The sequence below is a fragment of the Candidatus Zixiibacteriota bacterium genome, from assembly GCA_022865345.1.
GTDB lineage: Bacteria > Zixibacteria > MSB-5A5 > MSB-5A5 > RBG-16-43-9 > RBG-16-43-9.
This window is the reverse complement of record JALHSU010000166.1, coordinates 1-18,831: the sequence shown is the minus strand read 5'-3', so window position 1 is coordinate 18,831 and position 18,831 is coordinate 1. Positions and strand designations below refer to the sequence as shown.

At 41.6% G+C, this 18,831-nt stretch carries 19 protein-coding genes and 1 pseudogene; 3 read left to right on the top strand and 17 right to left on the bottom strand.

Going from position 1 to position 18,831, the window contains the following annotated elements:
* The coding region (locus MUP17_08115; protein MCJ7458941.1) for an SBBP repeat-containing protein at nucleotides 1-731 on the top strand (731 nt) is incomplete at its 5' end.
* A gap of 163 nt (nucleotides 732-894) precedes the next feature.
* On the opposite strand, the gene purF is transcribed toward MUP17_08115, so the two are convergent.
* The gene (purF, locus tag MUP17_08110) at nucleotides 895-2,298 is read right to left on the bottom strand and encodes an amidophosphoribosyltransferase (protein ID MCJ7458940.1); all 1,404 of its coding nucleotides are present in this window, start codon (nucleotides 2,296-2,298) and stop codon (nucleotides 895-897) included.
* Between the two features lie 403 nt (nucleotides 2,299-2,701).
* On the opposite strand from purF, the gene MUP17_08105 reads away from it, so the two are divergent.
* Nucleotides 2,702-2,956 carry a hypothetical protein gene (locus MUP17_08105; protein ID MCJ7458939.1) on the top strand — a complete coding sequence of 85 codons (255 nt, stop codon included), beginning with the start codon at nucleotides 2,702-2,704 and terminating at the stop codon, nucleotides 2,954-2,956.
* 207 nt (nucleotides 2,957-3,163) lie between these two features.
* On the opposite strand, the gene MUP17_08100 is transcribed toward MUP17_08105, so the two are convergent.
* The 15 genes and pseudogenes from MUP17_08100 to MUP17_08030 form a co-directional block, all read right to left on the bottom strand.
* On the bottom strand, nucleotides 3,164-3,976 hold the full coding sequence (locus MUP17_08100) for a hypothetical protein (GenBank protein MCJ7458938.1): 813 nt from the start codon (nucleotides 3,974-3,976) through the stop codon (nucleotides 3,164-3,166).
* Between the two features lie 277 nt (nucleotides 3,977-4,253).
* Nucleotides 4,254-4,706, bottom strand: a complete 453-nt coding sequence (locus tag MUP17_08095) for a GAF domain-containing protein (GenBank protein ID MCJ7458937.1) — start codon at nucleotides 4,704-4,706, stop codon at nucleotides 4,254-4,256.
* Between the two features lie 117 nt (nucleotides 4,707-4,823).
* Nucleotides 4,824-5,816, bottom strand: a complete 993-nt coding sequence (locus MUP17_08090) for a hypothetical protein (protein ID MCJ7458936.1) — start codon at nucleotides 5,814-5,816, stop codon at nucleotides 4,824-4,826.
* A gap of 176 nt (nucleotides 5,817-5,992) precedes the next feature.
* Entirely contained in the window at nucleotides 5,993-7,252 is a 1,260-nt protein-coding gene (locus MUP17_08085) for a serine hydroxymethyltransferase (GenBank protein ID MCJ7458935.1), read from the bottom strand.
* A 97-nt stretch (nucleotides 7,253-7,349) separates the two neighbouring features.
* On the bottom strand, nucleotides 7,350-9,398 hold the full coding sequence (locus MUP17_08080) for a tetratricopeptide repeat protein (protein MCJ7458934.1): 2,049 nt from the start codon (nucleotides 9,396-9,398) through the stop codon (nucleotides 7,350-7,352).
* Between the two features lie 169 nt (nucleotides 9,399-9,567).
* A complete protein-coding gene (locus tag MUP17_08075) occupies nucleotides 9,568-10,173 on the bottom strand; it encodes a tetratricopeptide repeat protein (protein MCJ7458933.1) in 606 nt (201 codons plus the stop codon).
* Between the two features lie 15 nt (nucleotides 10,174-10,188).
* Nucleotides 10,189-10,608 (bottom strand): annotated as a pseudogene (gene rpiB, locus MUP17_08070) (ribose 5-phosphate isomerase B).
* A gap of 24 nt (nucleotides 10,609-10,632) precedes the next feature.
* Nucleotides 10,633-11,388, bottom strand: a complete 756-nt coding sequence (tatC, locus tag MUP17_08065; protein ID MCJ7458932.1) for a twin-arginine translocase subunit TatC — start codon at nucleotides 11,386-11,388, stop codon at nucleotides 10,633-10,635.
* Between the two features lie 216 nt (nucleotides 11,389-11,604).
* On the bottom strand, nucleotides 11,605-12,057 hold the full coding sequence (gene nrdR / locus MUP17_08060; protein ID MCJ7458931.1) for a transcriptional regulator NrdR: 453 nt from the start codon (nucleotides 12,055-12,057) through the stop codon (nucleotides 11,605-11,607).
* Nucleotides 12,054-12,509 carry a dCMP deaminase family protein gene (locus MUP17_08055; protein ID MCJ7458930.1) on the bottom strand — a complete coding sequence of 152 codons (456 nt, stop codon included), beginning with the start codon at nucleotides 12,507-12,509 and terminating at the stop codon, nucleotides 12,054-12,056. Before MUP17_08055 ends, nrdR begins: the two co-directional genes overlap by 4 nt.
* An 85-nt stretch (nucleotides 12,510-12,594) precedes the next feature.
* Nucleotides 12,595-13,380: an SAM-dependent chlorinase/fluorinase gene (locus MUP17_08050; protein ID MCJ7458929.1), complete on the bottom strand. Its 786-nt coding sequence runs from the start codon at nucleotides 13,378-13,380 to the stop codon at nucleotides 12,595-12,597.
* Nucleotides 13,381-13,384: 4 nt separating this feature from the next.
* On the bottom strand, nucleotides 13,385-13,810 hold the full coding sequence (locus MUP17_08045) for a DNA-binding protein (GenBank protein MCJ7458928.1): 426 nt from the start codon (nucleotides 13,808-13,810) through the stop codon (nucleotides 13,385-13,387).
* A gap of 116 nt (nucleotides 13,811-13,926) precedes the next feature.
* A complete protein-coding gene (locus tag MUP17_08040) occupies nucleotides 13,927-14,241 on the bottom strand; it encodes a divalent-cation tolerance protein CutA (GenBank protein MCJ7458927.1) in 315 nt (104 codons plus the stop codon).
* 50 nt (nucleotides 14,242-14,291) lie between these two features.
* Nucleotides 14,292-14,597 (bottom strand): MTH1187 family thiamine-binding protein, encoded by a 306-nt coding sequence (locus MUP17_08035; protein MCJ7458926.1) that lies wholly within the window; start codon nucleotides 14,595-14,597, stop codon nucleotides 14,292-14,294.
* 364 nt (nucleotides 14,598-14,961) lie between these two features.
* On the bottom strand, nucleotides 14,962-17,331 hold the full coding sequence (locus MUP17_08030) for a response regulator (GenBank protein ID MCJ7458925.1): 2,370 nt from the start codon (nucleotides 17,329-17,331) through the stop codon (nucleotides 14,962-14,964).
* A 348-nt stretch (nucleotides 17,332-17,679) separates the two neighbouring features.
* Here MUP17_08030 and MUP17_08025 point away from each other — a divergent pair, with 348 nt between their 5' ends.
* Nucleotides 17,680-17,844 (top strand): hypothetical protein, encoded by a 165-nt coding sequence (locus tag MUP17_08025; GenBank protein ID MCJ7458924.1) that lies wholly within the window; start codon nucleotides 17,680-17,682, stop codon nucleotides 17,842-17,844.
* 317 nt (nucleotides 17,845-18,161) lie between these two features.
* Here MUP17_08025 and MUP17_08020 read toward each other — a convergent pair.
* Nucleotides 18,162-18,831 (bottom strand): dockerin type I repeat-containing protein (locus tag MUP17_08020; protein ID MCJ7458923.1); only part of this gene is annotated, 670 nt, incomplete at its 5' end.

Genomic DNA, 18,831 nt, shown 5'->3' with positions numbered 1-18,831 from the left:
TCTATGTAGCTGGGGGTAGTTATGGTAGTGGTACATCTGTAGACTGTGCCACCCTAAAGTATTATTCCAATGGAGATACTGCTTGGGTAAGAAGGTCCGAGTGGTCTGTAAACAATGATGAAGCTTCTGCTATAGCAGTAGATGGTTCTGGCAATGTTTATGTGACTGGATGGAGTGACGGCAGCCTGCCAGGTGGTGACTATGCCACTATAAAGTATTGGCAGAGCTATCCTCCGGACACATTTTCTCTTGTTTCACCTTTTAACGATACCATAATTTATCGATTCCCAATTATAACTTTTGACTGGACCAGTCCCATCGATCCCGATCCTTGGGATACAGTGCGATACGATTTGTATATTAGCACTTCTCTCACTTTCCATCCCGATTCGACGCTCGTGCATACGAACCTTTGGACCAGTGAAGAGACTGATACCCTATCGTTCGGCAAATATTTCTGGAAGGTGAGGGCTTACGATAACCATTTATCAACATGGTCCAATCAGACCTGGAGCTTAAACCTATGTATGGCCGGTGACGGCAACTGCGACTGCCGGATTACAGTATCTGATGTCGTTTACTTGGTAAATTTTCTTTTTAAAGGTGGATCCCCACCTTGCACCCTTCAGGCCGGGGACCCTAACTGTGATCGGTGGGTCACCGTTTCCGACATAGTCTATCTCATAAATTATCTCTTCAAGGGCGGTCCTCTGCCTTGTGAGCCTCAGTGATAGTTGAGTAGGTTAGTAACCAGGCGTTCCTGAGAGGTGGATATTGTTCTTACTTCAATTCCAGGGCAAATTTCCCGATATTTCTGCTCGTCGAGGATGTTATCATCCTCGACAAAAAAAAACTGGTGGATGATAACATCCACCAGGAGCGGAATTTATGACATTACTTTAATTCCAACGCAAACTTCCCGATATTATTTTCTATCTTAGTAGGATATCTGCCTGAGAAGCAGGCAACGCAGAAACTCTCTTTGGGCAGGGAGGGCATTGAGAGCATTCCCTCGATAGAGAGATAACCCAAAGAATCCACGCCCAAATATCTTCTGATCTGTTCCACTGACTTAGTCGAGGCAATCAGCTCCTTTTTGGTGGGCATATCGATTCCGTAAAAACAAGGGCTGGTAATGGGTGGGGAGCTTACCCTGAAGTGAACTTCCTTTGCTCCGGCATTTCTCAGCATCCAGACTAATTTTCTACTGGTGGTTCCGCGGACGATAGAATCATCAACTATGACAATTCTTTTATCCTTCAGGACTCCCTTAACCGGATTATATTTTATTCTCGCATCCAGATCCCTGATCTTCTGCTCCGGCTGAATAAAGGTCCTGCCTATATAATGGTTCCGGATCAAGCCAACTTCGAATTTAATGCCTGACTGCTCAGAATATCCAAGAGTATGCGTATTGCTTGAGTCCGGCACAGCGATAACTATATCCGCATCTGCTGGCTGCTCTTTGGCTAATTGATGACCAAGTCTTCTCCTGACCTTATCTACATTTTCTCCGAAGATCATGCTATCCGGACGGGCAAAGTAGATGAACTCGAAAATGCAAAAAGCATGCTTGACTTTCTTAAAAGGAGTTATTGATTTTAATCCTTTTTCATTAATCAGGAGGATTTCGCCTGGATGAACGTCTCTTAGATATTTTGCACCTATCATATCAAAGGCGCAGGTCTCAGATGCCACCACCCAGGCATCCTTGAGCTTACCTAATGCCAGAGGTCTCCAGCCATACGGGTCTCTTGCTGCCAGGATGGAATCAGCAGTGATGAAAACTAAACTGTACGCCCCGCTAACCTGGGATAAAGCATCTGCTAAACTGTCCTCGATCTTCTCTTTTTTAGAGCGGGCGATCAGGTGCAGGATTATCTCGCTGTCAGTTGTGGTTTGAAAAATCGAGCCTTCTTTCTCCAGCTTTTTTCTCAAGCTGGTGGAATTGGTCAGGTTTCCGTTATGTCCTACAGCTAAAAGCTTATCGCCTTTATAGGTTATCTGAAGAGGCTGTATATTGGCAACAGTCGAGGAGCCGGTAGTGGAATAGCGATTATGGCCAATAGCCATTTCACCTCTTAAACTGGACAAGACCTCCTTGCTTTCGAACACCTCATTGACCTGCCCCATTCCTTTGCGCTGGTAAAGTCTGCTCCCGTCTGAGGAGACTATTCCAGATGCTTCCTGTCCTCTGTGCTGAAGTGCATAAAGACCTAAATAGGTCAATTCCGAGGCCTTTTTAGCTCCGAAAATGGCGAAAATGCCACAGTTCTCATGTAAGAGATTTTCTATCATATTAGTAAGACTATAATATTAGCCTTTCTTCTCCTGAGTGTCAAGGGTTTATTTAGAGATCTCTGAAAATAATGGAAGGTGGAGTGTAAAGCTTCAGCTTTACCTCTGTACAATCGAAAGAAAATTACATATTGATCCCGCCAGAAGCGGGATACTCCAGAAATTTTTTCCTGAGTTTTCATTCAAGCGTTTTAGAAGATAATACCTGTTCTGATGAAACCTCACTCTGTCAAGCATGAACGCTGAAACGACATCTTTATACGAAAGAAAACATAAATTTTACGAAATCTTAACTCTATTTTTTTTAAACATTAACTCTAAGGTTTATCCTTAAACTGCCGATTAAGAAAAAGTGAATTAGTGAGGTGACTAAATTTAAATCCCATATCCGTGGAGGTGTTTTATGCTTTTCTGGTCAACCATGCTTTTCTTCTTGGGCGTGCTGGCTTTTCTGGATGCCATTTTCAACTATGGAGAAATCTTCAGACAGGTTAATTCCTTTATGTTCATGCTAATCTCATTGGCAGTGCTGATCAGGTTAAGAAAAGAAAGAATAGATGCCAGGAAGGCAAAGGCCAGCTTAACCGAACCTGTCAGCAGGGAAGAGAAGAAAACTGAGACTGTAATGCCCGAAAAGAAAGAAGTCAAAGTGGCATAATAGGGGAGACAGGAGACAAAGAAAAAGGCGAGGTTGATCTCGCCTTTTTTATTTTTTTGTAGAGACGCATCGAATGCGTCTCTACGATTCTTTTCGTAGGGGCGTATTACAATACGCCCCTATGCTATCTTTATAGTCGGGTCAGGAGACCTAATGACCACATCTTATTCAATGTCGACAATGGGCGAGGAAACCTCGCCCCTACAACTAAGATTCTGACGAAAACTCTCTTTTTTTAGACCTCGCTATATCCAGCATCTTAACCCCGCCAGCATATTCCGTAATCACCGGCTCGATTATCCTCAGAAGATTCTGGGTTACCTCTTTTATTTTTAAGGCGTTTTCCTCGATTATTTTCAGCTTTTCGACAGTCTCCTGGTCAAGGTACTCCTTTCTTGTCAAAAGGAGCTGGGCATTTCCCAGAATGGCAGTCAAGGGGTTGTTTATCTCATGGCTTATCGCCACTGAGGTATGCATTATGGCTGTAAGCCTTTCTGATTTGATTGTCTGTTCCTTCTCCTCCTCCATTTTCTTTTTTTCTGCCTTGCTCATATAGCCTTCTGCTTTTGCAGCCCCTAATCCAAGCTGACTGCCCAACGCTTCTAAGAACTCTTCCTCCAGCATCAGATTTTTGCTACCTTGACTTAACCCGGTTATGGCACCTAAAAATCTTCCATCTGCTCTGATAGGATAGGAAAAAACGCTGTGTATACCCTCTTTTTCAAAGGTAAGATATACTGATTCGATTTTGAGATCTCTTCTCATCACCTGAATGGCACCTTTTTCAATAGTAGAAAGCAGATCAGTCTTCTCCTTAGGACCAGCAACTGCTTCAGAGACCAGCTCTTTTGTTTCCTCGTCCCATAAGGAAATCGAGCCTGCCTCTAAGTCCATTATCTCAATTGCCCTGGCGATTCCTTCTTGAATTATCTCTTTAATGGGAACCGAGCTGTTGATTCTGATGGCTAAAAGCCTTAGAACCTGATACTTTAGACCCTCTTTAGATATCTCCTGCTCCACTTTTTCTCCTTAATAAAAATGGTATTATTCTTTTCAAAAAAATGCAAAAGATATGCCGTCATCTTTTCGAATGAATGAAAATTGCGTCATTCTATCTGATAGCTTAAACTATCACTTAAAGTATTGGCATTAAGTCGATGCAACATAAAGCATTATAGAACTCTTAATTTTGACAAGTTTTTAGGTGAATGCTTCAAAATACCATCTTCTTTAAAAAATCAAGTCAATTTTTATGCATTTTCTTTCATATTAAATGCAAGTGAAAACATAAGAAAAATCAGAAAAGCTCAGAAAGAATCGAACAAACCTGTTCCAAAAGCAGCTGCTCTTCTTTTGAAAAGGCACTTAACTTGTTAGAATCTATGTCTACTTCACCAAATACCTGTTCTCCCCTCATTATAGGGACGACAATCTCGGACCTGGTTTCCAGACTACAGGCTAAATACCTTGGATCAGCACTCACATCCGGGATATTCACTGTCTTCTTCTGGCTGGCCGCAGCCCCGCAGATTCCTTTATTCAGACGGATCCTGGTATGAGGTGAGGGCTTGCCTAAATAAGGACCAAGTACAAGCTCGTCGCCTTCTAAAAGGTAAATCCCGACCCAGTTATAATGCTCGTAGTTTTCCTTGAGAACTTTTACGGTTTCTCTAAGAACTTCCTCCCTTTCTTTCTTAGATTGCACTAATTCGTCAATCTGCTTGATAATCTCAGTCTCTTTTTTCTTCATAGCTTACTCCTGGTTTATAAGACTTGAATTTCTTGCTGAATGTAGCGGAGGTCTTTAGACCTCCATAAGGAAATGGAAGGCTGAAGCCTTCCGCTACAAAAAACAAATTATTTATTATCAGTATCCATCCGCGGCAGTTCTTGCAGCTTGGAGATTCTCTTCAGGTGTCTGAGGTGAAATGGTACATCCCGATCCCAGCATAAACCTGACTTCTTGGTTACGTTCAACTACCTCTTTGATTTTTTTAGAAACTTCATCCGGTGTCCCGTTCAACAATAATTTCTCGTGGTCTATCCCTCCCAGTACTGCCTTATTTAGAAGCTTTGCACCTTCTTTCAAATCAAGGTTAGTCAGGTCGGTTGCATTCCAGTTTACTACCTTGACCGGATAGTCAACAAAAAGTGGAAGTAAATTGTTACTTTTGCAGACGTGCAGGATGTTGAATTCGGCAGATTCAATCTTCCTTAAAACTTTCAGGTCATAGGGTTTACCGAATTCCAGATATTCTTTTTCCGTCAAAAGGTCTTTAGTTGCCCATTCAGTAGTTGCGAAGAAAATCCCATCAGCTCCTGCATTCAGACACTCGAGCGCAAAGTCTGAAAAGATATCAGTAATTATCTCTAAGGCAGAATGGATTATCTGAGGGTTTTCTTTCAAACTTTTTACCAAATCTTTTTCTTCTGGAACTAAATCCCCTGCAATGGATAGCGGGGTAAATATTGTTTCTACGAGGAATATTTCCTCTTTGAATTCTTTCTTAATCAGACTTAAAACCCTTAACTGCTCTTCCAAGGCTTTCTTTGAGAATTTAAGAGCCTCTAATTTCTTCCAATCCTCAGCTTTTTTGATCGGATATTCTATGACCTCGGTTTTCCTTAAAGGACCGTGGTTGAACTCGACTTTTGCTCCCCATCCTTCGATATGATAGCTTGCCCGTGGATTAACCTTCATAAAATCCCAATCATATTTTTTCTGGAAATCTATCATAGCCTCTGTCAGACCTTCAGCAGTCGATTCTTTCTCATAGAAATGCCTCCACAAGGAGATTGGAACCCTGTCAGGCATTTCCCCTTTCAAAACAGCTCTGATTCTATCTTTATGAATGCTCATTTCTTGATTTTTCTTTTGTAGAGGAAGGCCGTCAAGGTCTTGAGACTTTAACCTTCCATAGTTTTTTTGTAGCGGAAAGCTTCAGCTTTCCATATTTAATGGAGGTCTGAAGAGCTCCGCTACATCAAATTCGTCCGACCAGGAGGTCGGACGCTACAAAATACCCTGTATGCTGTCTACTTGCTACCTTCCTCCAGTCTTTCCTTATACAAGGGAAACTCTCTGCAAAGTTCCTCCACTTCTTTTCGGACTCTTTTATAAACCTCCTCATTCCCTAAATCTGAGATGGTTTCATGTATAAGCCTGCCGATTCTTTTCATCTCTGGCTCTTTCATTCCACGAGTCGTAACTGCAGGTGTTCCAATCCTTATTCCTGAAGTTATGAAGGGTTTCTGAGGGTCAAAGGGAACTGTGTTTTTATTTACAGTTATACCTGCCTTGTCCAGAGCCTCCTCCACCACCTTACCGGTTATCCCTTTCTCTACAAAGCTCACTAACATCAGGTGAGTATCAGTACCTCCAGCCACCACGTGATAGCCGTAATTCAAAAGTTCTTGAGCCAGCGCCTTTGCATTCTTGACAATCTGAATCTGATACTCCTTGAACGAAGACTGTAAAGCCTCTTTAAAAGCCACTGCCTTTGAAGCTATGACATGCATCAATGGTCCGCCCTGTATTCCCGGCATTATCTCCTTATCAAGTTGCTTGGCATATTTTCCTTTACACATTATCATCCCGCCTCTCGGACCTCGCAGGGTTTTGTGAGTCGTGGTGGTGACAAAATCAGCCAGAGGCACAGGTGAAGGATGTATCCCTGCAATGATAAGCCCTGCGATATGGGCAATGTCAGCCATCAGATAAGCCCCAACCTCATCAGCTATCTGGCGAAACTTGACAAAATCCAGTATGCGAGGATATGCAGTTGCTCCAGTTACAATCATTTTGGGCTTGCAATCTTTAGCAATCTTCAGGATTTCATCATAATCCAGTACCTCAGTATCTTTTCTCACTCCATAAAAATAAACCTTAAAGAATTTGCCAGAGAAATTGACTGGTGAGCCGTGGGTCAGGTGACCTCCGTGGGAAAGATTTAAACCTAAAATGGTATCCCCGGGTTTCAGAACGCAGAAATATACCCCCATATTAGCCTGTGAGCCAGAATGCGGCTGAACGTTCACGTGCTCACAACCGAAAAGCTTTTTAGCTCTTTCCCGGGCTAAATTCTCCACAATATCCACATATTCACAACCACCATAATACCTTCTTCCCGGATATCCTTCAGCATATTTATTCGTCATCACCGAGCCTAAAGCTTCAAGGACCGCCTCGCTTACAAAATTCTCTGAAGCGATAAGTTCCAATTGATATGCTTCCCTTTTAGTCTCACCTAAGATGGCTGCGTAAACCTCTGGATCAACTTCTTTTAATTTACTCATAATAACTACTCCTCGATTTTCTGTTTACATAACGACCGAGTATTATGTCGGGCGATTTAGACTAGGCAGAGACGCATGCGATGCGTCTCTACTAACTCTACAAATCCTCCAAATGTCTCCTTACAATCTCTACATTAAGTCTATCACCAATTTTCTCAAAAGTCCTCAAACTCTCCTCCAATAATTTTTTCGCCTCCACTTTTTTGCCTTGAATTTTATATAAAATCCCAATATTCCCCTTAGTCTGTGCCATCCCATGCTCATCTCCTGTTTTCTCCTTTATCTTTAAACTCTCATTATAAAACGCTATTGCCTTATCCCATTCTTCTTTGGAAGCATAGACCAGACCAAGATTGTTAAAGGTCGGTGCCATCCCATACTCATCACCTATCTTCTCCATTATCTTTAAACTCTCATTATAAAACTCTATCGCCTTTTCCCATTCGCCCTTAGCCTTATATACTAAGCCCAGATTATTATAAGTCTGTGCCATCCCATGTTTATCTCCTATCTTCTCATCAATCTTTAAACTCTCGTTATAAAACTCTATCGCTTTTTCCCATTCGCCCTTAAGCTGATGCACATTGCCTAAATTACCATATGTCTGTGCCGTTCCATGCTTATCTCCTATCTTCTCCTTTATCCTCAAACTCTTGTTATAAAACTCTATCGCCAGGTCCAATTCTCCTTTAGTCATATAAACCATACCAAGATTATTAAATGTCTTGCCCATCCCAGAATTATCCCCTATATTCTCAAATCCTTTCAATGCCTCATAAAAAAACTCCATCGCCTTATTCCATTCGCCCTTATCGCTATAAACCAATCCAAGATTATTATAAATCTGAATCATTCCGTATTTATCACCAAACTTTTCTTCGATCTTTAAACTCTTGTTATAAAACTCTATTGCCCGGTTCCACTCTCCTTTCTTCTCATATACTAATCCAAGACCAGTGAAACTCTTCGATATTCCGTAGGCATCGCCAATTTTTCCCTTCATTTTGAAATCTTTCTCATAGAACTCTTCAGCCTTACCCCATTCGCCTTTTAATAGATAAACACCAGCCAGATTATTGTATGTTTGTGTGATCCCATGCTTATCACCTAACCTCTCTTTCAGCTCCAAACTCTTATTGTAAAATTCTATCGCTTTGTCCCATTCACCTTTATTCTGATAAATCAAACCAAGATTATTAAAAGCATACGCTACCCCACCCACATTTTTTATCTTCTCAAATCCTTTCAATGCTTTATTATGCAACTCCATCGCTCTGTTCCATTCTCCTTTGTCCATATAAACCAAGCCAAGATTTCCTAATGCGGCAGCTTGACCTCCTTCATTCTCGGCTTTTTCAGCAGTATCTAGTGCCTCTTTCCAATTCCCTAAAGCCTGGTCCCATTTGCTTTGCTTATACTCCGCAACCCCGATATTAATTAAAAGTGCTACAGCTTCGGATGCCTCAAGGTCCTGTAATGCCAGAGCAGCCCTGAAGGCTTTAATAGCCTTATCATACTCATAACGATCTAAATGTTTACCTCCTTCATCAAAAAGATTTCTTAGATTTAGGTTCTCACTCTGAGGGATACCGTCTACGTATTTTATTGGTTCTCCCATTTTTTCTGGAAGTCTATCAATCTTTTGTTCTATACGTTCTAATCTTTCTCTAACTTCTCCAAACTCTGAATCAATTTTCTCCTTGATTTTATCCAGCTTTATATCTTGTAAATAATTAAGAATCTCATGATTTGCTCGGAGCTCTACACTTACAATCTCCATAAATCGACCAATAACTCTTTTGACCAAATTTATGTTATATTCTCTGTTATTTTCATGAAGCTCCGTAACCAGTTCGTCCACAAAAACCTGTCCATTAATTGCTTCCATTCCTTTAACAAGGTTTCTTTCTATCTCCTCTCTGGCTTCTTTTCCAAAACTCAGTTTCCATTTCATATTGTTAAAGGTGGTGAAAATAGAAAGTAGTTCACCTTCTGAAAATTCCTTTTTTAGTTGCTTTTGTGCTTCCTTCTGGGCTTTTTGAAAGGTTTTGACATACGGGCCAAGAATGATCTTTCCCCCGCACTTTAGACCATCATAGATTACTGCGGCAATGAGTTTACCTGCAACACTTTCGACAATAGCCATATTTTACTCTTTTTTTTTAGCGAACAGACAGGATGTCTGTTCCACCAAATTTCTTTAGCGAGAATTTCCTCGTCCGACACAAAGGTCGGACGCTACGTCTTCCCGTCTCACATCTTACGTCTACCGTCTTCCGTTTTTCTTTTTCCTTTTCCCTTGAACTTTTGAACCTTTAAGCCTTTGAACCTTTTACTTTTATTAATTGCTCTACCTGTTTAATATTTTCCTCAGTCAGCTTTATTTGTTTTTCAAGTCCTATACTCTTAAATATCTCTAAAGCCTCATGGAAACGTGCCAGGGCGGACTCTAAGTCTCCTTTGTCTTTAAGGACCAGTCCGATATTGTTCAACTGAATCCCCTGACCTTCCAGATAGCCGATTTCCTGATCTATTTTCAAAGCCTCTTCATAATTTTCCATAGCTTTATCCAGCTCCCCTTTTGCCCGGCACACCAGGCCTATGTTATTCAAATCGCTGGCTTCTCCTTCATGATAATTTCTTTCGATATCGATCTTCAATGCCTCCTGATGAGAACTCAATGCCTTATCCAGGTCTCCTTTAGCAGTCTGGATAAGCCCCAAATTACTCCAGGCATCAGCTTCTCCCTCCTCGTATTCCATGTCCTGAGATACCTTCAGCGCTTCATCAAAGAACTCCAGGGCACTATTCAGCTCACCTTTCTTGCTATAGACCAGACCTATGTTAGTCAGAGATAAATATTCTCCTTTTTTATTGTTTGATTTTCTGGAAAGGTCTAAGCCCTGTTTGTAATAGCTCAAATCCTCCTCTAAGGAGATCTTATCCAGCCTTCTTTGATGTCTTCCTCCTTCAAAAGGTGTATTCAACCAGACCTCGACAATTTTCAGAAGCTCCTCTTCCCCGATAAATTTTGCCGAAAGGGAGAGGACGTTGGAGTCGTTATGCTGTCGAGACAGCTTTGCCATCTCCTCATTCAGACACAAAGCCGCTTTAATTCCTTTAACTTTATTGGCTGAGATACTCATACCGATCCCTGACCAGCAGAAAAGAATCCCTCGTTCTACTTCATCTTTTGCTACTGCCTCAGCCACCTTTAAGGCGAAATCCGGGTAGTCAACTGGCTCCTCGGAAAAAGTTCCGAAATCCTCAACCTGATGTCCTTTTTCCTGCAGGAAACTCTTCACCTTCTCTTTATATTGATAACCTTTATGATCTGCACCTAAGGCTATTTTCATCTTTTGTCCTTCTTTTGCTGCCTGCTACAGGCTACTTGCTTCAGGCTTTTTACTTTCCCCTGCTTTCAGCTTTTTCTTTTTTCTAGCTTCCTGTATTAACAGAACTATAATGCTGAGCTCGTAGAGGACGTAGAGAGGCACAGCTAAAAGCATCATATTGAAAGCATCCGGGGTCGGGGTAACAAATGCAGCCACAATCATAATGGCGACCACCGCATATCTCCTTCCCTTTCTCAGGGTAGCTGATGAGATGATGCCAATTCTACCTAAAAAATAAGAAACGACAGGAAGCTCAAACACCACTCCGAAAATCAGGGTGGTATATCCAATAAAGCTCAGGTAGTCATCGATCTTTATCCAGGGATGCATTTTATCCGTTCCAAAAGAAAGGAGGAACTTAATCATATTGGGTAGAACTATGAAGAATGCAAAAGAGGCCCCAATGACAAATGAGAATGTGGAAAAAAAGACTAAAGGAGCAACCACTTTCGCCTCTTTTTCCAAAAGCCCGGGCACTATAAACTGCCAGAGCTGATAAAGGATCACTGGAGAACTGACAATCGCTCCTACGATCATAGCTATTTTCATTCGGACCGAAAGAGCCTCAACCGGTCCCATAAAATAAACCCCGGGCAGGGGCTTGGCTATGAAATCTATCATTTTATCTGAGAAGAAAAAGGCTACGACTGAGAAGATCACCACGGAGATGAGACATTTTATCAGTCTTCCCCTGAACTCCTCCAGGTGATCTAAAAAAGACATCTCTTTTTCCCTGGGCATTATTAACTGATCCTCCTAAAAAAAGAAATTAATCCATTAACAGAGCCTAAATAATAACTATTTAGGCACTTTGTCAATTGATAATTGTAAGATGAAATTTAGAAATGGAGAACTTTCTTGGTTAAGTTAACTATATTAGAATAAAGTTGGATGCGTAGATCGAGCATGTCCGAAGGACTGGTTGACAATCTATTTACAGATTGAGAAACGATTTCTTTAAGACCCCAGCAAACTTCGAAGTTCGTTTAAAAATTCATTTATATCTTTGAACTTATGGTAAACCGAGGCAAAGCGCACGTAGGCCACTTCATCTAAGATCTTCAGCTTCTTCATAACCAGCTCTCCTATCTCTTTGGAGGATACCTCTTTCTTGGATAAACCCTGCAATTCCTCTTCGATCTCATCTACCAATGAAGCTATCTTTTTCGAGCTGACCGGTCTTTTATTACAGGCAAGCTCTATTCCCCTTTGCAGCTTGGGCCGGTCGAACGGCTCTCTTCTGTCATCATTCTTTACTACAGTCAGAGAGACGTCCTCAATATACTCGTAGGTGGTAAACCTTTTGCTGCATTTCTCGCACTCCCTCCTTCTCCTGACTGATCTTCCATCCTGGGAAGGACGGGAATCGATTACTTTATCCTCTTCATTCCCGCAAAAAGGACATCTCATTTTCTCTTTCCTTTGGTTTTCTTTCTTTCCTTTGTGTCTTGGCCTATGATTATGATTTCCACACCAGCTTCATCCAGCATCTGCCGGGACATTTCATCCGGGTAACTATCCTCGATTATTATCTTGTTTATTCCCGCATTAATTAAGAGCTTGGAACATAGGATGCAGGGATGAGTAGTTGAGTAGATAATGCTGTCTTTTATGTTGACTCCACAAGTGGCTGCCTGCACGATTGCATTCTGCTCAGCGTGAGTTGCCCGGCAAAGCTCGTGTCTTTCTCCTGAAGGAATTCCCAACTCTTCTCTTAAGCAGCCTATATCCAGACAGTGCTTCAGACCCATAGGCGCACCATTATACCCCGTGGCTAAGATTTTTTTATCTTTGACAATTACCGCACCTACCTGACGCCTGAGACAGGTGGAACGAGTAGAAGCTAAACGTGCAATGCTCATAAAATACTGATCCCACGAGGGTCGCTCTCTGACCTGAGAATTAGCCCTTGTTTTTAGCTTATTTTCTCTCTTTTCTCTTTTGTTATCAGATTTTCTCAATTTTGACTTTGTCTCCTGTTTTAGCTTTTAAAAGCTTTTGAGCGTTCCCCTGATTAACTGCTATCTCCAGGAAGTTGCTGCTGCCAATTAATGCTAAAAGCTTCCCCTTTTTTTCTTCTTCATAATATTGACTGAGGTAATTGATCTTCTTATTTTTGATGCCGATCTTAACTTTTTTGCGTCCTCGAATCAAATCTGAACTTATGTTGGTAATCAGATTCCCGAACCTATCGATAAAAATGATCTGTCCTTTTATCTGATCTTTCGTATGAACTGAAGTGGGTAATCTAAATTTATAACAGTCTTGAGTTGCGCAACCGAATTCTCCCGACTTCACTCCAAGGGACAGATAAGCTGATACCGGCGCGAAGATATCCCTGGCATGGAAGGTGGAAGAAGGTTTGCCCAGGAAATATTCTGAACTGGTTAGATTGATCATCTCCCTTACTTTTTCTCGGTCATAGATGAAACTGAAAATTCCATTGTCCGGTCCTACGAAGAAGTAGTTGTCAGTGCGGACCAGAATTCCCTTCCTTTTCCCTCCAACACCTGGGTCGACTACCACCAGATGAATCGTTCCTCTGGGGAAAAACTGATAGAAGGAGTTTAAAAGCAGTGCTCCTTCCAGGATGTTGAAAGGGGATATCTCGTGGGTTATATCAACGATCTTGATCTGAGGATTAATTCTTAGGAGCACTCCTTTGACTGCACCGGCATAACCTCCTGCCTGGCCGAAATCCGTAGTCAGGGTGACGATTTTACTGGGCTGCATCCTGTCACTCTTTCAAATCCATAAGGTTGAGACCTGTTATCGGGTCGATTTTTTTAGAGAGCTTCCCCTCAACCGGATTGAAAACTATCTCCGTGGTAGCAGTGACCGCAGCCTTGTTCAAATGACCGGCAACAACTTTGAAATCCTCTCCGGCGAGGGTAACGTGAGCATGAACGATGATCTTATCTCCTGAAAATGCCACATCCCCTACCATACTGGTCAGCTCAAAATCCTGCTCAAACGATTTCTCCTTGTATTCTTTCTTCTCCACATCAAAATAACCCAGAGAGACATTTTTCACCGCTCCCAAGCCGTAGAAGAATCCTCCTCTTATTTCCTCTTTCTCCACCAGAGTTTTCAAAGAGTCGATTATCTCATCTCCTCTTTCCAGCCTGATCACATAAGTATTTGCGAACTTTCTATATTGCATAATCTGTTGTCTTTTAATTTAGACTGGAGTGTAAAGCCTCAAGGTCTTGGCCGCAGGATCCTGGCGAAGACTTCAGCTTTACTTTTCGGTAAACCTGAAGGTTTACATTACAGGAATTAGGTCTCGGAATCGATCCAGTATAAATAATCCTTTGAGCCAGAAATAATGGGTAAGGCAACTATCTCCGGCACTTCATAAGAATGAAGTTTTTTGACTTCCTCCTCTACGCTTTTATAAAGCTTTTTTCTGGTTTTAATCAGAATCAAAATCTCTCTTTCATCCGAGATTTTACCTTTCCATCTGTAAATTGATTCTATGTCTTTAATAAGATTAACGCAGGCTGCGAATCTTTTCTCAATCAGAGCCTGAGCTATCTTTCTTCCCTCTTCCTCGGAAGAAGTGGTTACCAGTATGATAATGAAATCTTCCACATTTACTCGTTTGAGCGTTTGAGCCTTGAGCCTTTCGTGCTCAATTAGAATTACTTGCTTATTTTCCTTTTTAGAATTTTTTCAACGGATGCCACTTTTCCCTTTAATCTGTTTTTTGCACCTTTCCGGTCATCCACGATGATCACTGTGTAGACTCTATTGGATTCCTTTTTCAAGGTATTATGGCATTTTTTGATTAAGCTGAAAATCTTTTCCCATTCGCCTTCGATTAGGGTGCAGGTAGAGGTCGTTTGATAAGGAAGTCCGCTTCTGTCAATTAGATCAACTACCTTGGCAACATACTGGCTTAAACTTTCCCCCTTATCCAGAGGAAACATCGTGAATTGCACTAACATCTGTTCCTCCTTTCCCTGAGAAACCGTAGGGGCGTATTGCAATACGCCCCTGCCTTGTTTGAAGAAATTTAAGTAAACTTCTCCTGATTGTCAAAGAAAAAAAATGTAGGGGCAATTCATGAATTGCCCCTACAACAAAATCTTGTTTAGAATAAGTTTCAGTCAGATTTTTTGCAACTAAACTGGTCATTAACTGTCATTGCGAGGAGTCCTTTGGACGACGAAGCAATCCGCACAGCATAACAGATTGCTTCATCCCTGTAGGGGGACTCGCAATGATTGAGTAAAGCGTCGTGACAGTCATGAAGAACAGATACCCTGAGTACCTGACAACCAAATAGTATCAGGAGCAGGAACTCCTGACCTACTCCTGTATTCTTTTTCTTATCTTCTCATCCCTGATCTGCTCTATAAGCTTTGACAATTGCTCCACCTTAAAAGGCTTGGGCAAAAGGTAATCCACTCCGAATTCTCTGATCTTTTCCGAATCGAAGCTCACTCCCCATCCGGTTATCATCACCACCGGGGTCTCTTTTCTTATCTCCTTCACCTTTTGAGAAACTTCCCAGCCGGACATCTCCGGCATCCCTAAATCCGTTATCACCAGGTCAAAACCATCCTGCTGAAAAAGCTCCAGCCCTTCTTTGCCGGATGAAACAACCTTTATATCGTGTCCCAGCCCCTGAAAAATACTCTCCAGAAGGTCACGGATTATCTTCTGGTCATCAATGGCTAATATGTTTAACCGCTCTTCTTTTTTCTTTTCTTCCTCGGTTATGGTTTCTCTTGTGGTGATCTGTTTTTTCTCCGGAACCTCTTCGATTTCCCCCTTGACCTCCCGGATCAGCTTGCTGCCCTGTATCACCAACTGCTCGATGGTGCTTATCTGATCAGCGACCATATCAGTGGCAAAATTCTTATATGGCTTAAGCTGAAACATAATCAGCTCGGCATTACCTAAAATCCCGGCCAGAATATTGTTAAGGTCATTAAAGAACTCCTTGGGGACCTCTTTTTTTCCAGTATCTACAGCGGAACCTGGCTCTCGTACTTCTTCAAACTTTGCGTATTCGAGCAGTAGGTCTACTTCCCCGCTCTCATTTAAAAGAGGATAAGCCCAGATCTTCAGAAATCCATCTTTGCTGGTTTTCTCCTGAGTCAATTTAATCTGCTGAAAGCAGGGCTTTTTATCCTTCAAGGAAAGATAGCAGGGGCAAGCCTCAGGCTGGCTCTGAGGATATATTATCTCGAAACAACTTCTTCCCACAACCTCTTCCTCAGAAAGATTTAAAAACCTCAAGCCGGCTTTATTTATTTTGATCACTCTTAATTCCTTATCATATATCGTAATCCTATCCTCAACCGAATCTAAGATCGAGCTGATCAAATTTTCTTTATGCTCCAACGCCTTGCTCAAGGACGAGCTTTTCAGAGCTTCTGTAGCCTGAAAAGCCAAAGTCCTGATGAAATCTTGTTCTGAAGGTGAAAAAGAATCATGATTGGTTTCGCATTCTAAGATAATCACTCCGGTCGGTTCTTTGCCATTCCCCAAAGGCACAGCAAAGACCTTTTTCCCGTTTCTATCTTTAAATTTCTGGTTTTGTCCTTCATTTAAAAGTCTAAGCTCCCCGTTCCAGCTTCCTTCTTTAAACCAGTCATCTGTGAATAAATGAACCTCTTCCTGCAAAACTTCTGATGAAGAGGCTTTTAGAGACAGCAAGTCTCCTTCCCGAAGATAAATTCTGCAATTGCAGGGGTGAAAGATCTCTGAGCAGGCTTTGACTATGTGCGAGAGGACGTCCTCTAATCTTCCCTTGCTCAGGTCCTCAGCAATAAGCCTGAGAAATTTTTCTTTTTCTCCAGCTATCTTCAGCTCCCCTTCTTTCTGCTCCAGGGTTTCGATTTCCCTCAAGTTCTGAATTCTACCGGCTAAAGCCCGCGATAATTCATAATAAGGTTCGGGTGCAAAGTCATCAAAGTGATACTTGACCCGGGAAAAAAGGGCGACAACTCCTGATATCTTCTCTTCAGAAATAAGCGGAATGCAAATCCCTGATTCGATATTATCCTCCTTGAGCAAAATAGCTAATTTTTGATCAGAGTTTAATAGTTCGCCTGCGGTTTCAATCCTCTTATCCTTCAGGCAAAGTGAAAAAATCTTTGAGTCAACTCTTGTGTTTTTGAGATTCTCTAAGGTATCATCAGATAACCCCTGAGACTGGACTAAGATTAACTCATTATCAGTTGGCTGCGAAAGAAAAATGGCTCCTGAGTCGGCCTTCATCTCTTTGGAAAGATAAGCAAGCGTAAATTCCAGAATTGAAGAAATCTTGTCCTTAGCCTCAGCCTGGGACTCGGATTTATTTAACTTTGCTAAAAAGGAACTAATCTCAGTGGATTTCAAATTCTCTTTCTTGAATTTTTTCCTTGCCTCTAAAATTGAAGGCAGCCAGTTTAAAGGACTATAGCTTACCAAGACGATTCCGACTACATATAAAGCGATTTTGCTAAGCTCACCCCAGGAGGTATTTCCAACAAAGAAATACTTTTCAAGTTCTGGGATATTTCCAGCCAGTTCCAAGAGGCTTCCCAGGAAAATCAAAAAAACTCCCAGACTCATTTCTCCCCAGCCCTTGAGATCGAGCTCTAAATACTTTTCTCTTAGATTAACCAGGAAAAACCAGAGTAGAAGCAAAATCAGGGAGAAGAAGATTTGGATCAATGGTAAGGTCATATTTAAACTTTTAGTTTAAGTATGGAATTTTTCAGACCAGCAGGTTCAAACTGCTTACAGATCCTGATATAATCTATGCAAAAAATTTGAAAAATCAATCAGAATTTGCTTTTTGTCAGCACATTCTGTATGTGGTTCATTGGTCATATTCAAAATAAATAAAGATTTAAAGGGTGACAAAAAATAAAATTGCCCGGATTTGATCAAAGATTTAATCCGTCGTTTAAATCTCCCCTTAAATTAATTAGGTCTTAAACGAAGATTTTCCTTGCTTGTCCTATCCTTATCATCTATAATGACTACAAAAATCATACCTTTTGAAAAATCAACTTCAAGGAGGTGAAATAGATGCCAGCGAAGAAAAAAGCAACCAGAAAAAGGGCGGCTCCCAAAAGAGCAAGAAAGGTATATTACTGTGTGCCCTGCGGGATGGAAGTAACCGTTAGCCGGGCTGGAATCGGGACAAGTTCACTGATGTGCTGCAGCGAGCCGATGAAGGCTAAAGGGAAATAAATATTGACGTTCGATAAAAAGCCCCTGAATGGGGCTTTTTGTTTAAATAATATCTAAAGTTCTTTTCCCATCAGCCGATATAAATAACCGGGCAGAAGGCCCATTAATTCTTTCAGTTCCAGCAGGGCAGAACCGCAGAAGGCGGACTGTCCTGTATTTTTTTAAAAGTCTAGGCACTATAATTTCTGCTATTTGACATTTAGCATTGATATAATTCGCATCACCAAGGAACTCAAGAATTAAGCAATAAAATAGCCTCCTGGTTTAGATTTCCGAGGAGGCTATTTTTCGCACTCAGGAACTAACTTTAGATTACTTTATCTTAGATTCGGAGTTGAGAAGTTGTTAGGTTTAACGGTTGTATTAAGGGTATTCGCTTCCCTATCCACCAGGATCGCCTCGGAGATCTTCAGGCGGTTTAAATCATAATTTGCTACTTTCGGTTTGAATCTGAGGGTAACAACCGAACCAGTGCCAGGCTGGATGTAATTTTGTCCTTGTAAATCGAGTAACCCGATTATCTGATATTTATCCTTGTAAGAAGAGAAGATGGAAAGCGACTGGCTTCTTTCTGTCAAAACCGGATCCAGAGGTTCAAATTGTGCCGGGTCGAACTCCACTAAAATCTGCACGCCTGCCACAGACGATCCAGAACTTGAACTGACCGGTATCTCGATAACGCCATCTCTAACGCTCGATCCGGACAATTCAACCTCTGCCAGGGCAACAGGTGCGGGCTTAAATAAGGGACTCACGCAGCCTGGTTGAGGTATGGGACCTCCGCGGAAAAGGAAATTGATAAGATAGATCAGATCCACGATATCCACACTGCAATCGGCATTCACGTCTGATGATTTCATAGACCTGGGAGCAGGGCCACTTTTGAAGAGATAATTGATGAAATAGATTACGTCAGGAACATTCACATAACCATCATAATCTATGTCTCCCGGATTACATCTTATTTTGGGCGCAGATCCGTTCTTG

Bases quoted from the DNA above. Each gene is read 5' to 3' on its own strand.
- purF (MCJ7458940.1), bottom strand. From the start codon at position 2,298: ATGATAGAAAATCTCTTACATGAGAACTGTGGCATTTTCGCCATTTTC.
- MUP17_08105 (MCJ7458939.1), top strand. From the start codon at position 2,702: ATGCTTTTCTGGTCAACCATGCTTTTCTTCTTGGGCGTGCTGGCTTTT.
- MUP17_08095 (MCJ7458937.1), bottom strand. From the start codon at position 4,706: ATGAAGAAAAAAGAGACTGAGATTATCAAGCAGATTGACGAATTAGTG.
- MUP17_08090 (MCJ7458936.1), bottom strand. From the start codon at position 5,816: ATGAGCATTCATAAAGATAGAATCAGAGCTGTTTTGAAAGGGGAAATG.
- MUP17_08085 (MCJ7458935.1), bottom strand. From the start codon at position 7,252: ATGAGTAAATTAAAAGAAGTTGATCCAGAGGTTTACGCAGCCATCTTA.
- MUP17_08080 (MCJ7458934.1), bottom strand. From the start codon at position 9,398: ATGGCTATTGTCGAAAGTGTTGCAGGTAAACTCATTGCCGCAGTAATC.
- tatC (MCJ7458932.1), bottom strand. From the start codon at position 11,388: ATGCCCAGGGAAAAAGAGATGTCTTTTTTAGATCACCTGGAGGAGTTC.
- nrdR (MCJ7458931.1), bottom strand. From the start codon at position 12,057: ATGAGATGTCCTTTTTGCGGGAATGAAGAGGATAAAGTAATCGATTCC.
- MUP17_08055 (MCJ7458930.1), bottom strand. From the start codon at position 12,509: ATGAGCATTGCACGTTTAGCTTCTACTCGTTCCACCTGTCTCAGGCGT.
- MUP17_08050 (MCJ7458929.1), bottom strand. From the start codon at position 13,380: ATGCAGCCCAGTAAAATCGTCACCCTGACTACGGATTTCGGCCAGGCA.
- MUP17_08045 (MCJ7458928.1), bottom strand. From the start codon at position 13,810: ATGCAATATAGAAAGTTCGCAAATACTTATGTGATCAGGCTGGAAAGA.
- MUP17_08035 (MCJ7458926.1), bottom strand. From the start codon at position 14,597: ATGTTAGTGCAATTCACGATGTTTCCTCTGGATAAGGGGGAAAGTTTA.
- MUP17_08030 (MCJ7458925.1), bottom strand. From the start codon at position 17,331: ATGACCTTACCATTGATCCAAATCTTCTTCTCCCTGATTTTGCTTCTA.
- MUP17_08025 (MCJ7458924.1), top strand. From the start codon at position 17,680: ATGCCAGCGAAGAAAAAAGCAACCAGAAAAAGGGCGGCTCCCAAAAGA.